Consider the following 16,365-nt stretch of genomic DNA (forward strand, 5'->3'; position numbering starts at 1 on the left):
GATGAATGGAGACGAAAACACCGCAACTCGTCGTAACCGTTTTTTGGAGGGACACCCTACTGGCTCCATCCATCTTACGCTTCTACATTGACCCGATAATAAACTGTACGCCGTACAACGTTGCCATACCTGCGGCGATGGCACCGATCACGTTGTTCGACCAGACGCCGACGACCAGCACTGCCAATGCCGCAAGCAGGCGGGAGGGTTCGGGCTGACCACCGGTGGCATGTGGCCAGATCACCAGTGGGGTGATCAATGCGGGGAGGACGCCGACCGCGACATAACGTAGATGACGCAGCAGCCATTCCGGCAGCGGGCGCCCGCCGATCAGACCGAGAAAAGAGAAGCGGATAAGATAGGTGCCTATGCCGAGGCCGATGATGACGATCCAGATAGTACCACTGTCCGGGCTCATGTCTGGCGCTCCTTCAGCCACAGCTCGGTGCGCGCGCCGGCCAGGTGGGGAAGACTGCGTAACATCGGTGCGACCAGTGAGATAAAGCAGATCGGGATAGCAAAGTCGAGTGCATAGGACTCCGGGATCGCCTTGCCGATCAGTGCGCCCAGCAGGGAGAATCCGTACCAGAATGGGCAGATGCTGGTTGCAGCACCAAAATAGTAAGCCAGCTTCTCTTTTATCGGCCACTGGGGGGTGTGTTCGTACTGCCTGATCGAAACCGCAAACGTCTGGTCGACCATGAAATAGGATGCCAGCATGCGGGTTTTGAGCGGCGCTTTGCCGAGGTGGGGTACCAGTGCGGCGGAGTACATCGCCATGCGCAGGTTTACCACCAGAGAAACCAGAATGACGATGAAGGTTGGTGTGTGATCATCAATCAGTGCCAGCGCGGTAAATTGTGCGGCTCCGGCGATCACCAGGATGGTCATCGACATCGTCTGGATCAGATCAAGTCCGGTCTCTGCAGCCGCCACGCCAAACAGCAGACCGAAGGGGGCGACAACCAGGATAAATGGACTGCAATCCAGGAAGCCTCTCCAGAAGGTGCGATGGGTGTTGGACATGGTGGTTGAAAATTCCATTCAGGGTACGGTTGGCTATCCTGGCCAGTATGGCTCATCTGGTGGCGCTTGTGTGAGCAGATAAGGTGAGGCCATTACAAGCTGTATTCATCGACATGCGGTGTGAGCTGTTGCGCGAGTGGCAGTTGAGCAAAAAAGCGGATCACCCACACAAGAAAAAAATCATGGACCGCAACAGCATCGCTAATCCCCGCAGCCACCATCGCCGTCACAGGAATCGAAACCACATGAAGATCCACCATCACCCCCGCGAGATGAGCCAAAGTCAAATGGCAGTGTGGCGAGTCGATACCCCAAAATAATCATTAATGAAGGGATGGCTAATAGCCAGCTGAATGTTTTGAAACCGGCAATAAAAAAACAACCAAAACCTATCAGTCCCCAGCCGATCCAAATTCCAGTATCCGGCTGGTATGGTTGATACAGGGCGGTTAGACAGAAAGCAAAGACTGCTGTGGCAATACTGCTTGCGATACTAAATCCTAATGGTTCATTAATGTAATGATACCCTACAAGAATCAAGAGAATTACGCCGAACAGTCTTAACGCAGTAATCATGAACGAGTTGAATCCTGTAGCTCTGTTTGGGTGATTCTATCTAATCTTGCAGGCCAATCGCTACCGCTTAAAAGCGGATGAAGTGATTCCAACTACAGGCGTGGAGATCATGGTTCTTGCATCGGAAGATAAGAGTGATGGGAATCGTGTGCTGCCGCTGTTTTCTATAGCGTTCTGCATTGACCGATTACCCCGCTGTCATGTTGTCGAAACCCTGGCAATCGTGCCGTGTATTCGGTTACTCTGATGTCTCGAAAAGGAGACGCTGCATGTCCAATCCAATGTCCCAACCCAGTCAAAAACCCGAGGACTATCTGCAGGCCGGGGATTTAATTGACTCTGGCAATACACATGTCGTCGATTTCACAAACCGCCATCGGGTGAGTGGCGAGGCTCCCGTTGATGCCGCTGTCCGTCTCTACCTGGCGGTGCGCGACGAGATCACCTACGATCCCTACCGGGTGGGGCCCGACCCGCGCTACTTTCGTGCCAGTGACTGCCTGGCCACGGGGCGCGGCTTCTGTATTCCCAAGGCCGCTCTGCTGGCCGCCTGTGCGCGTGTCATCGGCATTCCCGCGCGGGTCGGATATGCCGACGTGCGCAACCACCTCTCGTCCAAGCGACTCGATGAACTGATCGGTGGCAACGTCTACACCTGGCACAGCTATACCGATCTCTATCTGGATGGTCAGTGGGTCAAGGCCACGCCGGCCTTCAACAAGGAGTTATGCGAGCGCTTCGGTGTGCATGTGCTGGAGTTTGACGGGCGAAATGACTCCCTGCTCCAGGAGTTCGACCAGTCGGGGAATCGTCACATGGAGTACGAGGGTCAACGCGGTGTCTTCAGTGACGTACCGTATGAGCTTATCCTCGCCGATTTCGAGAAGCATCATCCCAGGTGGCTGCATAACCGTGCCGACCTGGATGATGAACTTTTCGGGCATAAGGCTAAGGCCGGAAACGACATGGCGTGACCGATTCCGGTCACGCCGTTCCCTTGCAGGCTTTCAATTATTCACCAAGCGATTTCATCAACACCCCCAGGAAGCGGCCCGCCTCACCTCCGGTAACCGACCGGTGGTCGAAGGTGAGTGAGAGCGGCAGCAGTCTATGCACGGCCGGTTCTCCGTTTGCCGGGACCACGGCATCGTAGCTGTGTCCCGCGCCGAGAATAGCGACGGTGGGCGGCACCACAACGGGATTGGCATGCCGGCCGGCGATGGTGCCGAAGTTGGAGAGTGTGAAGGTGTTGCCGCGCAACTTGTCCGGGGCAATAGTGCGATCCTTGACCGCCTGTTTGATTCGGTTTAGCTCTTCTCTCAGTTGGCTGGTGGAATACTGTCCGACGTCCGGTATCACCGGGACAAACAGGCCGTCCGAGGTATCGGTGGCGATGCCCAGATGCACCTTTTTCAACAGGCGCCGCCCGATGGCGTGGGCGTCATACCAGGCGTTGAGCGAGGGCTCCGCCTCGCAGGCCGCCAGGATCGCCAGGATCAGTCGCACCGTGACGTCTTCGCCCGCCTTCCAGTGCTGGATGTCGACCACGTCAAACAGAGTCACCGGGACCACTTCGGCGTGGGCCTGCGCCATGCTGCGTGCCATGGAGCGCCTGACCCCGCGCAACAGCTCCATGGGTCCGACCTCGGCGAGGATTCTGGCCACCCGCTGCACGTCGGTGGCGGTGACCGTATCCTTGGGGCCGGTGGGGGTGACAATGGAGAGATCCACATCCAGTTGTTTGGCCAGGGCCCGCACGGCCGGGGTGGCCTTGATGCCGCTGCCGCCGCGGCTGGTGATTTCGCTGGCGCGCTCCCTGATCACCTCGCCGCCGGTCTTGACTTCACCGACCACGGTGCCGCTATCCTCCCTGGCCGGCTTGACCGGTTCTGCCGCCGGGGCCTCGCCTTCAACCCGGTATTCCACCAGTGGATCGCCTACCTGCACGATGTCGCCATCCTCGCCGTAGCATTTGGCGATGATGCCCGCTTCGGGTGAGGGGATCTCGACGATCGCCTTGGCGGTCTCCACCGAGAGCAGTAGCTGTCCCTGTTCCACCGTATCACCCGGTTTGACCTGCCAGGAGACGATTTCCGCCTCCTGAAGTCCTTCGCCCAGATCGGGTAGATTGAATAGTTTCATGCGGCACCTCCCTCGGCAACCGCTCCCTGCGTTGCTCTCGACCGCCTGTTCCCGACGCGGTCTACCTCCCCCATCCATGGGGTCGTACCTCCTGCATCCATGCAGTCGTGTGCCGCAGCCTGACGGGCGGCCTTTGGCCGTGAAAATTGACTCTCCTGACGATTTTTCATGCGAACTCCATGGTCTGTCTGACGGCCTGTACGATGCGCTCTGTGCCGGGCATGTAGTGCCCCTCCAGGCGGAACATCGGCATCACGGTGTCGAAACCGGTGACCCGGCGAATAGGGGCGAACAGGGACATCAATCCCTCCTCGGCCAGTCGGGCGGCGATCTCGGCACTGACACTGCAGGTACGGGCGGCCTCCTGCACGATGACACAGCGGCCGGTTCGCCCGACCGATTCGAGAATGGTCTGCATGTCGATCGGCTTGATGGTGGCCAGGTCGATCACCTCGGCATCGATGCCCTCACCGGCAAGCTGTTCGGCGGCCTGCTGGGTCTCATGCAGCATGGCGCCCCAACTGACCAGGGTGATGTCACTGCCCGGTCGCAGGACGAAACAGGTGTCCAGCGGCAGCGCCTCGCCGTTATCCTCCACTGCCTGTTTCATCAGGCGGTAGACCCGCTTCGGTTCCAGGAACACCACCGGGTCGGGATCGCGAATCGCCGCCAGCAGCAGGCCGTAGGCGCGGGTGGGGGAGGAGGGAATCACCACCCGGATACCGGGGATATGGGCAAACATCGCCTCGGTGCTCTCGGAGTGGTGCTCCGGGGCGTGAATCCCGCCGCCGTAAGGTGCGCGCAGCACCATCGGGCAGCTGAGGCGTCCGCGGGTGCGGTTGCGCATACGTGAGGCGTGGCTCACCATCTGGTCAATGGCCGGGTAGATGAAGCCCATGAACTGGATCTCCGCCACCGGGTGCAACCCCTGAACGGCCATGCCGACCGCCGTGCCGGCAATCATGTTCTCCGCCAGTGGCGTGTCCAGTACCCGCTCGTTACCGAATTTTTCCAGCAGACCAACGGTGGCGCGGAAAACGCCGCCGTTGACCCCGATATCCTGGCCCAGAACCACCATTTCCGGGTCATGCTCCATTTCATGCATCAGGGCCAGATTGACCGCTTCAACCAGGGTGATATCAGTCATTGCTCGACTCCCTGACCAGCAGTGATTGGCGCTGCTGGTGCAACTCCTGCGGCAGTTCAGCATAGAGCCAATCAAACATGCTCTCCGGTTTCGGTGGCGCGCTGTCGAGGTAGTGCTGCACCTCCTGCTCAATCTCCGCCTTGCAGTCCCGAATCAGCACGCTCTCCTGTTCATCCGACCAGAGTTGGCGTGCCTCCATGAACCGTTTCAGGCGCGGTACCGGGTCCAGCTTGCGATGCGCCTCCAGTTCCTCATCGCTGCGGTAGCGGGTAGCGTCGTCGGCGGTGGTGTGATGACAGAGGCGGTAGCTGATCGCTTCGATAACGGTCGGACCGCCGCCGCCGCGGGCCTTCTCGATCGCCTCGGCCACATGGTGGCGCACCGCAATCGGGTCGTTGCCGTCGATCTGGATGCCGGGAATACCGGCGGCAATTGCCTTCTGGGCCAGGGTCTCTGATTTTGTTTGCAGGCTGCGTGGTACCGAGATGGCCCATTGATTGTTGTTGATGACAAAAACCAGCGGCAGGTTCCATGCCCCGGCCAGGTTGATCGCCTCGTAGAAGTCCCCCTTGGAGGTGCCGCCGTCACCCAGCAGGCAGACCACCACCCGGGGCTGCTGGCGATATTTTATGGCGAACGCCACGCCGGCGGCCTGGGTGGTGTGGGTGGAGATGGGTACGCAGATGGGGAAGTCGTCTCCCAGATCGGGATTGGCCATGCCACGTTCATCACCACCCCAGTAGAGCAGCAGATCCCGGACCCGGAAGCGGCGAAACAGCAGGGCGCCATTCTCACGGAAACTGGGGATGATAATATCCTCGGGCTGCATGGCGTGTCCGACACCGGCGCCTATCGCCTCCTGTCCCAGGGAAGAGGCGAAGGTGCCGATCTGGCCGGTGCGTTGTAGGGCAATGGCGCGTTCATCATAGAGCCGGGTGAAAACCATATTTAGGTATAGGGCGTGGAGGACTTCGGTATCCTCGGCCAGCGGGGGCAGGTCGCCTTCCGGTTCGCCATCGGGTTGCAGGAACCGATGGTACTCCACACTGAATGTCGTGGTCTGATTCAAACTTGACCTCCTGTGCTGCAAGCACCCAAGCCGTGCCAAATGAAGATCTGTGGCATCCAGTGAAAGTTCTGTTTTCGCAACAGATCGCTTTGTTAACTCTTTCAGGCTCTATCGCTCTTGTCAGACGTTACGATAGGTTCGCAAGACTTGTGAGAGCAGTTATTGTTCAGATGCCTGAAAGCTGTATTCAAGTTTGTGTTTGTTATCACAGAGTTTAGTACATCTCTGATGGGGCAACGGGTAAGGCTGGATGGTCCGTCATGACCTGGACAAAGTGGAGGCAATAGAAGCTTACTTGAACAAAACGCTATAGAATGCTCGCACATCCGATCAATCTTCCTGAAAAAATCCTGTCTAACATCCTGCATTTCATGATGCCTCCTGAATCATTCACCGTATCACTCTCCACGTTCTCCCTGATTGCCCTGGCTGAACTCGGTGACAAGAGTCAGCTGGTCTGCATGACCCTGGCGGCGAGGCACCGTCACTGGCCGGTCATCCTGGGGGCTGCCGTGGCCTTTGTGATACTCAATCTGTTGGCGGTGCTGTTCGGCGCCGGTGTGGCCGCCTGGATGCCGGAGCGGGTAATGGCCGGTGTGGTGGCCGTACTGTTTGGCGGCTTTGGCATCCATGCCCTGTTGACCAGGGAAGAGGATAATGCGGTTGCCGTGCAAGAAAAACCGGGGCATGGCATTTTCCTCACGACGCTGGTGTTGATTCTGGTGGCCGAATTTGGTGACAAGACCCAGATTGCGGTGGCGGGCCTCGCCGGGAGTATGGCCCCGCTGCCGGTCTGGATTGGCGCCACCGGGGCGCTGGTGCTGGTCTCCGCCCTCGGCGTCTGGGCCGGTCGTACCCTGCTGCAGCGCCTGCCGCTGCACTGGTTGCACCGGGTCGGTGGTGTGATTTTCCTGCTGTTTGGGCTGCTGGCGGCCTGGCGTGCGGTGATGCCGGCTTCTGTGGCTTGAGCTTGCTCTCCATAGGGAGGGCGGTGCCCACGGGGCGCCCTATGGTCTGTATCGAAACAAACCGTAGGATTGGCGTAGCGTAATCCGACGAAGGGGTGGCGGGGATTTTGAACGGTGGCAATTCCCGGTTGTCGGGTTACGCCTTTGGCTAATGCGACCTACCATGGGTATAGCGATGGGTGAGTAGTGGGATGCCTTCATGGCAAACGCGACCTACAATGCTGTTTTATGCGCCATTACTGTGCCAGGTGAAGGGATATGAAAAAGCTGAAGAACGAAAAAGAACTCCTCAAAGAGGCTATCAGGGTGGGCATGATCTATGCCGAGAAACGGGGTGCCGCGGAGTTCGAGAAGACCGATTCACAACAGCTGAAGGTGGAGTATCTTTACCGTTTGCTGGTACATGACAAGCAGATACAACCGCTCGCCAAGGATCAGTTGGGCGATCCGGGTATGCGGCACAAGCTCGCTATCTGGATCTCCAAGCTGCTGCCGGACGATCATCCGCTTAACCAGTAGGATGAGCGGGTTACGAGTTTTGTCCAGCTGTGCCTTCTGTTTTTTGTACGGCTGATTGGTGGTGGAAAATCGAGTAGACGGCGGGGATCAATACCAGGGTGATCAGGGTGGATACGCTGAGTCCACCGATCACGGCCCGGGCCAGTGGCGCCTGGGCGTCAGCCCCTTCGCCGATGCCGAATGCCAGGGGCAGCAGTGCCAGGATGGTGGTCAGGGTGGTCATCAGTACCGGGCGCAGCCGGCGGCGTCCCGCCTCTGCCAGGGCGGTGTCGGTATCGAGCCCGGAGCGGCGTAGCTGTCCGGCCTGATCCACCAGCAGGATGGCGTTGTTGACCACGATGCCGCCGAGCATGATACAGCCGATGGCTGACTGCAGATTCAGGGTGGTTTCGGTCAGAAACAGGGTCACCAGAACACCGATGGCCGCCAGCGGCACCGACAGCATCACCACCAGCGGATCACCCAGTGATTCATACTGGGATGCCAGCACCATGTAGACCAGCAGCAGTGCCAGCAGCAGCGAGACCAGCAGTTCACCGAAGGCCTTCTGCTGCTCTTCGAAATTGCCCGATATCAGCAGGTCATAGCCCATGGGGCGCGGGATCTGGTTGAGCCGGGTCTGAATATCCGCTGCTACCGAACCGAGGTCCCGGTCGGCCACGTTGGCGGTGACGGTAATCAGGCGCTGCTGGTCCTTGCGCTCAATGGTGGCCGGACCCTCTCCCGGAGCACTATCCACCAGATTTCGCAGCACCACCATCTCGCCGCCAGGGGTACGCAGGGTCAGGTCAAGGATCTCATCCAGCGAACGTTTCTCCGCATCTTCCAGTTGCACCAGGATACGATAGGCGTTGCCCTCGACCCGGAACTCTCCCGCCTTGGAGCCGGCGACGGCGGTTTCGATCACCTCGGTCACGTCACGCACACTGAGTCCCAGATCGCTGATTTTGTCGCGTTTGACATGGATCTCCTGTTGCGGGATACCCGCCTCGCGACTCAGTTCAATGTCGGTAACACCGGTTACGTCGGCTATGGCGGTTGAGACCTGCTGTGCCAGCAGTACCAGTGTGTCAATGTCGTACCCGCGCACCTCGATGGTCACCCCTTCCACGCTCGCCAGCAGGCGCTCCAGCAGGAATTGTCCCTGAGGGGCGCGTACACGAATCTTCATGCCGGGAATCCGATTATCCAGCTTGCTGCGCAGGTCGTTGGCGATCTCCTGATTGGAACGGTTGCGCTGGGTGACCGGTAGCAGTGAGAGACTGATCTCACCGGTGGCCTTGGAACTGCCGCGGGAGCCGGAAGTCACCACGCTGACCACCGAAGAGACGCTTTCCGGCACCGCGCTATAGACGATCTCTTCCATCAGGCGGGTCTGCTGGTCAATCAGGTCCAGGCGGGTACCGACCTCCATCTCGCCGCTGATTCTGACCTCGCCTTCATCGCTGGGGGGCATGAACTCGGTGCCGATCAATGGCGCCAGGAACAGGCTGGCAGTGAAAATGATCAGGGCGGAGAGGATGGTGATAGAGCGCTGGTGAAGTACCGTCGTGAGCAGGGTGTGATAGCCGTTCTCCATTGCCTCGAAGCCGGCCCCGGCGCGGGCTGCCAGACGTGCCCGCCAACTGCTGCCGGTGGCCACGGGTTGCTGTTTGAGCAGGCGGGAGCCGAGCATCGGCACCAGGCTGAGGGAGACCAGCAGGGAACAGAACAGGGAGAACATGATGACGTAGGCGAGTTCCTTGAACAGTACCCCGGAGACACCCCGTACGAAGATCAACGGCAGGAATATAACCAGGGTGGTGACTGTGCCGGCGACGACCGCCGAGGCGACCTCGCCGGTCCCCTTGACTGCGGCGGTGGCGGGGGACTCCCCGGTCTCCTGCTGGCGTCTGAAGATGTTCTCCAGCACCACGACGGAGCTGTCCACCATCATGCCCACTCCCAGCGCCAGGCCGCCCAGGGTCATCAGGTTGAGCGTGAAACCACCGAAGTAGAGCAGGCCGAACGTGGCCAGCATGGAGATCGGGATTGCCAGTGAAATGACCAGGGTGCTGCGCAGATTGCGCAGGAAAAACAGCAGCACCAGCACCGCCAGTGAACCACCGTACAGCACCGAGCGGGCCACGTTGGCGATGGCGCGCTCAATAAAGTTGCCCTGATTGATCACCGGCGTGATGCGGATTTGGGGAAAGGCCTGGTTGACCTCCGCCACCTCGTCCAGCACCCGGCGTGCCACCTCCACGGTGTTGGCGCCGGACTGCTTGCGGATGGCGATGCGCACCCCTTGCTCCCCGTTGACCCGGATAATGCGGGTCAGTTTTTCATAAGTGTCGCGGATCTTGGCGATCTGGCCCAGGGTGATTACCGCGCCTTCGCGCTGACCCACGACGGTATTGCGAATCTGTTCCAGGTCGCTGAACTCGGCCGGGGCGCGCAGGGTGATCTGATAGCGGCCCTGTTCGAGCTTGCCGGCCGGAAGATCCAGATTGGCGTCCCGGATGGCTGACAGTATGTCATTCAGGGGCAGTCCCAGTGCATTCAGTTTGACCGGGTCCAGCTCTACCCGTACTTCGCGATTGAAGCCCCCCCAGGGGTCCACCTGGGCCACGCCGGGAACCCGGGCGAAACGGTAGCGGATCTGCTGTTCGATAATCTGGGTCAGCTCCACCGGGTCCAGCTTGCTGGAGATACCGAGGATTACCACCGGATAGCTGTCCACGTCGAATTTACTCACCCGGGGACCGACAATATCGTCCGGCAGTTCACTGACCTCGTCTTCCAGGGTGGCCTGTACGTCAATAGCAGCGGTATCGATATCACTGCCCCAGCCGAAACTGACCCGTACCCGGCTGTTGCCCTCGTAAGAGGTGGAGGTCATCTCCTCCACACCCGGCACGGTGGCGACGATCTCCTCGACAATCTGGGTGACCAGCCGCTCCATGACAATCGGATCGGCCCCTTCGTACTCGGTACGGACGGTGAGGGTGGGTAGCTCGATGCTGGGCAGCAGATCGATCTGCAGACGGCTCAGGGCAACCGCACCCAGCACTACCACGATCAGCGCCAGCATGCTGGTGAAGACCGGGCGGCGTACGCTTGTGCGGGCCAGGTTCATGGACGGATTCCCGCCTGTTTCTCTGCGACACGGATGGCTGAGCCATCGTCCAGCAGTTGCTGACCCAGAACCACCACCCGCCCGGTGAGCGGTTCTCCCATGACCTGCACCCGGCTGCCTTGCTGTATACCCAGCGTCACCGGCTGCCAGTTGACTGTTTTGCCGTCAGCGGAGACGACAAATACACCGCTCCTGCCATCCCGGGTAATCAGCGCCTGTTCGGGTACGATGGTGGCGTCGTGCGCCTGTTCCAGGGTCACCGTGACGCGCACAAACATGCCCGGTTTGAGTCTCAGCAGGGGATTTTTTACCCGCAATTCCACCTGCGCCTGGCGGGTGCTTTCACGAAATACCGGGGCGATGCGAACCACGGTGCCGCCAAAGGATTCTCCGGGATAGGCGTCGGTGGTCAGGCTGGCATTCTGTCCCTGTTGCAGCAGGGCGTAATCCCGTTCCGTGACAAAGAACACCACGGTGATCGGGTTGAGTTCCACGATGCGCAGCAGCGGTGTATTGGCGCTGACGGTTTCGCCTTCATCGACATAACGCTCCGCTACCACCCGCTGTTCACTGTCGCCCCGCCAACTGGCGGTGACGGTGGTGTAACCGAGCCGGATACGAGCGCTCTCCAGTGCCGACTCGGCACGGGTAACCTGTGCCCGTGTCACCTCGACATGGGCCTGTTTTGCCAGTTGATCGGCCTTGGCGGCATCCCGTTGGGATTCGGAACTGACGCCGCGCTGACGCAATTTTTCAACCCGCTCCAGCTCCCGTTCGGCAATCTTCAGAAGGCTCTGCGCCTCGACCAGATTGGCCCGGGCCACGGCCAGCTCCGCTTCCACCTGCCGGACATCCTGCACATATTCATCGTTGTCCAGCCTGGCCACCACCTGGTCACGGGAGACGATGTCGGCCAGATCCGCATCCAGCTGTTCGATGCGGCCGCTGACCTTGGGGGCCACCACTATCTCGGCCTGTGCCTGGAGGGTGCCGGAAAACGTGCGTTGGCGCTCAATATCGCCCTGTTCAACGGTCACCACCTCAACCGGAATCGGTTGGGTGTTTTTTGCCTGCCGGTCCGATGCTTGCCCGGTCTCCGCCAGTCGTTGGTAGATAAACCAACCCGGTACGGTAAAAATAACCAGTAAAATCAGTATGAAAACCCCGGTTCTTTGTCGCATTTGGGCGTTGCACCAGCAGTATGTGAGATGTGAAATAGATATCCTTGGCAGAGTTTATCGGAAAACGGCTGACCAGCGGTTAAAACTTAATTGTTCTTCAGTCAGTGCTCATTCAGTTCCGGGACTTCGATAATCGTCACCATGCCCCTGGCGGCCATGTTACCGGTGTTGTGGTAGCTGTGATTGATGTTGCCCCGAAAATGGGCGCTGTCGCCCTCTGTCAGTGGTATCTGCTCTCCGGCCACTTCCAGGGTGAGTTCACCATCAAGAATATAGAGATACTCCTCGCTTCCCGGCGGGTGAGGTTTGCCGACATAGGTGGATGCGGGTGCCAGGGTAAATGTCTGCTGGCTGTAGGCCGGGTTGCCCAGGGGAGAGACGGTGGTTGCCCGATAGTTGCCGTCGCCCGACTCGCTCCGCCCCATGTTTTCACGGCGGATCACCTCCACCCGGTTATGCTGCTTCTCCAGCAGGTCATCGATGGTGCAGTTGAGTGCCACGGCGATCTTGTAGACGGCGGCCAGGCTCGGGTTCGATTCATCCTTCTCGATGGTCGCCAGGGTGGCGCGGGGAATACTCGCGCTGTCTGCCAACTGCTGCTGGGTGATTTTGCGCCTGGCGCGCATCTCCCGGATACGATTTCCGACCAGATTGGTGATCATGGAATAGACCTCATTGTCCATAAAGACAATATGAAAACATTTGTGTTGTTATTTTGTTTTTTTTATTGACAGAAGGCAAGTGGATTGTCAAAATAACAACATAATTGATGGTGAAAGAGATATTTCATCTGCCCATAGAAGCTAAAAAAGTGGACTCAAGAGGAAAAAATCCATGCCAGTAGTTAATCGTTATATCGACATTGATCAGGTAGAGAAGGAGGCGAAGAAGGACTATATTGATCGTCACTCGCCCTTCATTCACTGTGCCGATAGTGCCGTCAAGGGTGAACTGTTCAAGGTGACCGTTCGCATGGGCAACGAATACGCCCACCCGGATGATCACGACCACTATATCCGCTCGGTGCAGCTCTACAACGGCCAGACACTGTTGGCCGAAGCCAGCTTTCCGCCCGGTACCCTGGGTGGTGAAGGGGCCAAAGGCAATGCCGAGGTCACTTTCAATGTAGTACCTTCAGGCGGCAAACTGAAACTGAGCGCCATGGCCTACTGCACCAAGCATGGCCTGTGGGAGAGTAACCCGGTTGAAGTGACTATCGCCTGATCACCCGTTAATTATGTGCGGTACGCCGAGCGTGCTGCTCGTCAATTTATCCGCGATTTAAAAAAACCAACCAATATCTGGAGAAAGCTACAATGAGTGTACTCGTCGCAAAACAAGCCCCTGACTTTACCGCCCAGGCCGTGATGCCGGACAACTCCTTTGCGGACCTCACCCTGTCCAGTTACCAGGGCAAGTACGTGGTGTTGTTCTTCTACCCGCTGGACTTCACCTTTGTCTGCCCGTCCGAGCTGATTGCCTTCAACCATCGGCTGGAGGAGTTCAAGAAACGTAATGTTGAGGTGATCGGTGTCTCCATCGATTCCCACTTCTCCCATCTGGCGTGGAAGAATACCCCGGTCAACAACGGCGGGATCGGCAATGTCCAGTATCCACTGGTGGCAGATATCTCCAAGGAAATCACCAACGCTTACGATCTGAATACTGGGCCAGGTATTGCCCTGCGTGGTTCGTTCCTGATTGACAGGGAGGGTGTGGTGCAGCACCAGGTGGTCAATAATCTGCCGCTGGGCCGCAACATTGATGAAATGCTGCGGATGGTGGATGCCCTGCAGTTCACTGAAGAGCATGGTGAGGTGTGTCCGGCAGGCTGGAAGCAGGGTGAAGCCGGTATGAAGGGTTCCACCGAAGGCGTGGCGGAGTACCTGGCTGAGCATGCCGAGACGCTGTAACCGATGTGGGCTATGCCAATAGCCAGAAGCGAGGAACGTCGCTTCTGTAGGGGCGGCAAAAGCCGCTCCTACGGGGCGATGCTCCAAGCCAAATCAACATCATTAAACAATTGGGGCAGAGCTGTGGTACTGCGCCTCTTGGTGGAGATGCTCGCAAGGCTTCCTTTCCCTATGGTCACGTCGAGCCCCCTCCAGGCGATGAATAAATCGCTGCAGATCCGAAACGGAGAGCTGATGATGTTTCCACCATCAAATTACCGGGCAAATTCCAGCGAGAGTGGGCAATGAAGCTTCCCGACCTGCTGGAGGGTCGACTGATCAGGCGCTACAAGCGCTTTCTGGCCGATGTGCGGCTTACTGACGGTTCCGAGGTGATCGCACACTGTCCCAATACCGGCTCGATGAAAAATTGCGCCGAGCCAGGCAGCCGGGTCTGGTTACAGGATGTCAACTCCCCGAAACGCAAGTTGAGATACCGCTGGGAACTGGTAGAGGTCGAGGGTCGCTATCTGGCTTGTATCAACACCGCCCGGGCCAATGATCTGGTCCGGGAGGCCATCATTGCGGAGCGCATTGAAGCACTCAATGGCTACTCCACGATTCAGAGCGAACGCCCCTACGGTAATGAGGGGAGTCGCATCGATCTGCTGCTGACCGAGCCTGGCTTGCCGGACTGTTTTGTCGAGGTGAAGAATGTGACGTTGCGAATTGGCGACGGTCTCGGCACTTTTCCGGATGCCGTTACCGACCGGGGACGGAAACATCTCCGGGAATTGACGGCTGTGGTGAAGGGAGGGGGCAGGGGGGTGCTGTTTTTTAATGTGGCCCATAGCGGTATTCAGCGGGTTGAACCGGCCTGGGATATCGACCCGGCCTATGCCGAAGCCCTGGTGGAGGCGGTGGAGGCCGGTGTGGAGGTGCTGGCGTATCAAGTCGAGTTCGCTCCCGGACAACTGAACCTGAGGCATTTATTGCCTTTTCGGCCGGGAACGCCGTTTTTATGTACATAACCAGGATTTAATATCATGCTGAAATAATATGCTGTTTGATTGATATAGGTCATTTCCCGTATATGGTCTATAAATGTGTTTTTAAACAGTAACTTAGAGCTTGTAAAATACTGATAAAGCGCAGATTGGAGCTTGACAAATATCACAGGTGGGTGTCTCATAGCCCCAATTTTTGCAAATAACCAGATGAATTGTCTGGTTTGAATATCAGAATCTGGTAATTCTTTTTTAACTTTGTAAATAAGGGGGGTTCATGGACGCCGTAGCTGAACAGAAGTACGACCTGGGTGTTGTACGCTGGTTCACCGTCATGGCTGCAGTCTACTTGTTGGTAGGCGCTCTCGTCGGGGTATATATCGCCTCGGAGTTGGCTTGGCCGGTGCTGAATTTTGATCTGCCGTACATAACCTTCGGACGTCTGCGTCCGTTGCATACCAACGCAGTGATTTTTGCCTTTGGCGGCTGCATCCTCATGGCCACGGCCTTCTATTCGGTACAACGCACCTGCGGTGTCCGTCTATGGAGCAACAAGCTGGCCTGGTTCACCTTCATCGGCTGGAACCTGATTATTCTTTCCGCCGTGATCACCCTGCCGCTGGGCATCACCCAGAGTAAGGAGTATGCCGAGCTGGAGTGGCCGATTGATATCGCCATTGCGGTGGTGTGGCTCTCCTACACCATTAACTTCATCATGACCATCGCGAATCGCAAGAGCTCGCACATCTATGTGTCGAACTGGTTCTTCCTCGGCATGATGATCATGATCACTTACCTGCATGTGGTTAACAGCCTGGCCATCCCGGTCGGCATGTTCAAGTCCTACTCCATATTCTCGGGTGTGCAGGACGCCATGATCCAGTGGTGGTGGGGCCATAACGCGGTCGGCTTCTATCTGACCGCCGGTTTCCTCGGCATTATGTATTACTTCGTTCCAAAGCAGGCAGGGCGTCCCGTTTACTCCTATCGCCTGTCGGTCATCCACTTCTGGGCGCTGATGTTCGGTTATGTCTGGCTGGGTGCGCATCACCTGCAGTATACCGCGCTGCCTGACTGGACCGGTTCACTGGGCGCGGCCATCTCCCTGGCCATGATCATCCCCTCCTGGGGCGGCGCGGTGAACGGCATGATGACCCTCTCCGGCGCCTGGGACAAACTGCGTACCGACTATGTGCTCCGCTTCCTGATCATGTCCCTGGCCTTCTACGCCATGTCCACCTTTGAAGGGCCGGTGATGTCGATCAAGACGGTTAACGCACTCTCTCACTACACCGACTGGACGGTTGGTCACGTACACTCCGGTGCATTGGGCTGGGTGGCAATGGTGGGTATTGGCGCCATCTACCATCTGATGGTCAACGTATTCCATGTGCAGATGTGGTCAACCAAGCTGATCAATGCCCACTTCTGGACTGCAACCATTGGTACGGTGATCTATATCGTCGCCATGTGGGTATCGGGCATCATGCAGGGTCTGATGTGGCGTGCCTACGATGAGTACGGCACCCTGGCTTACACCTTCGCTGAGTCTGTTGAGTCAATGCATCCCTACTATGCGATGCGCGCCATTGGCGGCATGGTCTTCCTGACAGGTGCGGCAATTATGGTGTTCAACGTCATTATGACCGTACTACAGGCCAATGCCCGGGGCACAGTGCAACAGGCGCGCTCCGCAACCGTTGCAGCGTCTGCCTAAGGG

General features: G+C 58.1%; 16 protein-coding genes. 7 read left to right on the plus strand and 9 right to left on the minus strand.

Annotated features, from left to right (window positions below; translation table 11 throughout):
• Nucleotides 1–82 precede the first annotated feature (82 nt).
• The 3 genes from ACHZBF_RS05975 to ACHZBF_RS05985 form a co-directional block, all read right to left on the minus strand.
• Nucleotides 83–418, minus strand: coding sequence for an AzlD domain-containing protein (locus ACHZBF_RS05975; protein ID WP_321527913.1), 336 nt, complete (start codon nt 416–418; stop codon nt 83–85).
• Nucleotides 415–1,044 carry an AzlC family ABC transporter permease gene (locus ACHZBF_RS05980; protein ID WP_321527914.1) on the minus strand — a complete coding sequence of 210 codons (630 nt, stop codon included), beginning with the start codon at nt 1,042–1,044 and terminating at the stop codon, nt 415–417. Before ACHZBF_RS05980 ends, ACHZBF_RS05975 begins: the two co-directional genes overlap by 4 nt.
• A 183-nt stretch (nt 1,045–1,227) precedes the next feature.
• Nucleotides 1,228–1,602: a hypothetical protein gene (locus ACHZBF_RS05985; RefSeq protein WP_321527915.1), complete on the minus strand. Its 375-nt coding sequence runs from the start codon at nt 1,600–1,602 to the stop codon at nt 1,228–1,230.
• 269 nt (nt 1,603–1,871) lie between these two features.
• Between ACHZBF_RS05985 and ACHZBF_RS05990 the strand changes: the two genes are divergently transcribed.
• Entirely contained in the window at nt 1,872–2,576 is a 705-nt protein-coding gene (locus ACHZBF_RS05990; RefSeq protein WP_321527916.1) for a transglutaminase-like domain-containing protein, read from the plus strand.
• A 37-nt stretch (nt 2,577–2,613) separates the two neighbouring features.
• On the opposite strand, the gene ACHZBF_RS05995 is transcribed toward ACHZBF_RS05990, so the two are convergent.
• The 3 genes from ACHZBF_RS05995 to pdhA form a co-directional block, all read right to left on the minus strand.
• The gene (locus ACHZBF_RS05995; RefSeq protein WP_321527917.1) at nt 2,614–3,744 is read right to left on the minus strand and encodes a dihydrolipoamide acetyltransferase family protein; all 1,131 of its coding nucleotides are present in this window, start codon (nt 3,742–3,744) and stop codon (nt 2,614–2,616) included.
• Between the two features lie 166 nt (nt 3,745–3,910).
• Entirely contained in the window at nt 3,911–4,891 is a 981-nt protein-coding gene (locus ACHZBF_RS06000) for an alpha-ketoacid dehydrogenase subunit beta (protein ID WP_029132959.1), read from the minus strand.
• Nucleotides 4,884–5,960 (minus strand): pyruvate dehydrogenase (acetyl-transferring) E1 component subunit alpha, encoded by a 1,077-nt coding sequence (pdhA, locus tag ACHZBF_RS06005; RefSeq protein ID WP_321527918.1) that lies wholly within the window; start codon nt 5,958–5,960, stop codon nt 4,884–4,886. Before pdhA ends, ACHZBF_RS06000 begins: the two co-directional genes overlap by 8 nt.
• A 314-nt stretch (nt 5,961–6,274) precedes the next feature.
• Between pdhA and ACHZBF_RS06010 the strand changes: the two genes are divergently transcribed.
• Together ACHZBF_RS06010 and ACHZBF_RS06015 are read left to right on the plus strand one after the other, a co-directional pair.
• A complete protein-coding gene (locus ACHZBF_RS06010; protein WP_321527919.1) occupies nt 6,275–6,928 on the plus strand; it encodes a TMEM165/GDT1 family protein in 654 nt (217 codons plus the stop codon).
• A 258-nt stretch (nt 6,929–7,186) separates the two neighbouring features.
• A complete protein-coding gene (locus tag ACHZBF_RS06015) occupies nt 7,187–7,447 on the plus strand; it encodes a DUF5062 family protein (protein WP_273439098.1) in 261 nt (86 codons plus the stop codon).
• Between the two features lie 10 nt (nt 7,448–7,457).
• Here ACHZBF_RS06015 and ACHZBF_RS06020 read toward each other — a convergent pair whose 3' ends face one another.
• The 3 genes from ACHZBF_RS06020 to ACHZBF_RS06030 all read right to left on the minus strand — a co-directional run bounded on the left by ACHZBF_RS06020 (nt 7,458) and on the right by ACHZBF_RS06030 (nt 12,408).
• Nucleotides 7,458–10,565, minus strand: a complete 3,108-nt coding sequence (locus ACHZBF_RS06020; RefSeq protein WP_321527920.1) for an efflux RND transporter permease subunit — start codon at nt 10,563–10,565, stop codon at nt 7,458–7,460.
• Nucleotides 10,562–11,746, minus strand: a complete 1,185-nt coding sequence (locus ACHZBF_RS06025) for an efflux RND transporter periplasmic adaptor subunit (protein ID WP_321527921.1) — start codon at nt 11,744–11,746, stop codon at nt 10,562–10,564. The genes ACHZBF_RS06020 and ACHZBF_RS06025 overlap by 4 nt, the downstream gene beginning before the upstream one ends.
• Before the next feature lie 101 nt (nt 11,747–11,847).
• Entirely contained in the window at nt 11,848–12,408 is a 561-nt protein-coding gene (locus tag ACHZBF_RS06030) for an XRE family transcriptional regulator (protein WP_169720386.1), read from the minus strand.
• A gap of 172 nt (nt 12,409–12,580) precedes the next feature.
• Between ACHZBF_RS06030 and ACHZBF_RS06035 the strand changes: the two genes are divergently transcribed.
• The 4 genes from ACHZBF_RS06035 (at nt 12,581) to ccoN (ending at nt 16,362) form a co-directional block, all read left to right on the plus strand.
• Nucleotides 12,581–12,970: a class II SORL domain-containing protein gene (locus ACHZBF_RS06035; protein ID WP_029132965.1), complete on the plus strand. Its 390-nt coding sequence runs from the start codon at nt 12,581–12,583 to the stop codon at nt 12,968–12,970.
• A gap of 92 nt (nt 12,971–13,062) precedes the next feature.
• Nucleotides 13,063–13,659, plus strand: a complete 597-nt coding sequence (locus tag ACHZBF_RS06040; RefSeq protein ID WP_029132966.1) for a peroxiredoxin — start codon at nt 13,063–13,065, stop codon at nt 13,657–13,659.
• 284 nt (nt 13,660–13,943) lie between these two features.
• The gene (sfsA, locus tag ACHZBF_RS06045) at nt 13,944–14,669 is read left to right on the plus strand and encodes a DNA/RNA nuclease SfsA (RefSeq protein ID WP_273439095.1); all 726 of its coding nucleotides are present in this window, start codon (nt 13,944–13,946) and stop codon (nt 14,667–14,669) included.
• A gap of 253 nt (nt 14,670–14,922) precedes the next feature.
• Nucleotides 14,923–16,362: a cytochrome-c oxidase, cbb3-type subunit I gene (gene ccoN / locus ACHZBF_RS06050; protein WP_029132967.1), complete on the plus strand. Its 1,440-nt coding sequence runs from the start codon at nt 14,923–14,925 to the stop codon at nt 16,360–16,362.
• Nucleotides 16,363–16,365: the final 3 nt, after the last annotated feature.

Source organism: Sedimenticola selenatireducens, assembly GCF_963675335.2.
GTDB classification, from domain to species: Bacteria; Pseudomonadota; Gammaproteobacteria; order Chromatiales; family Chromatiaceae; genus Sedimenticola; species Sedimenticola selenatireducens.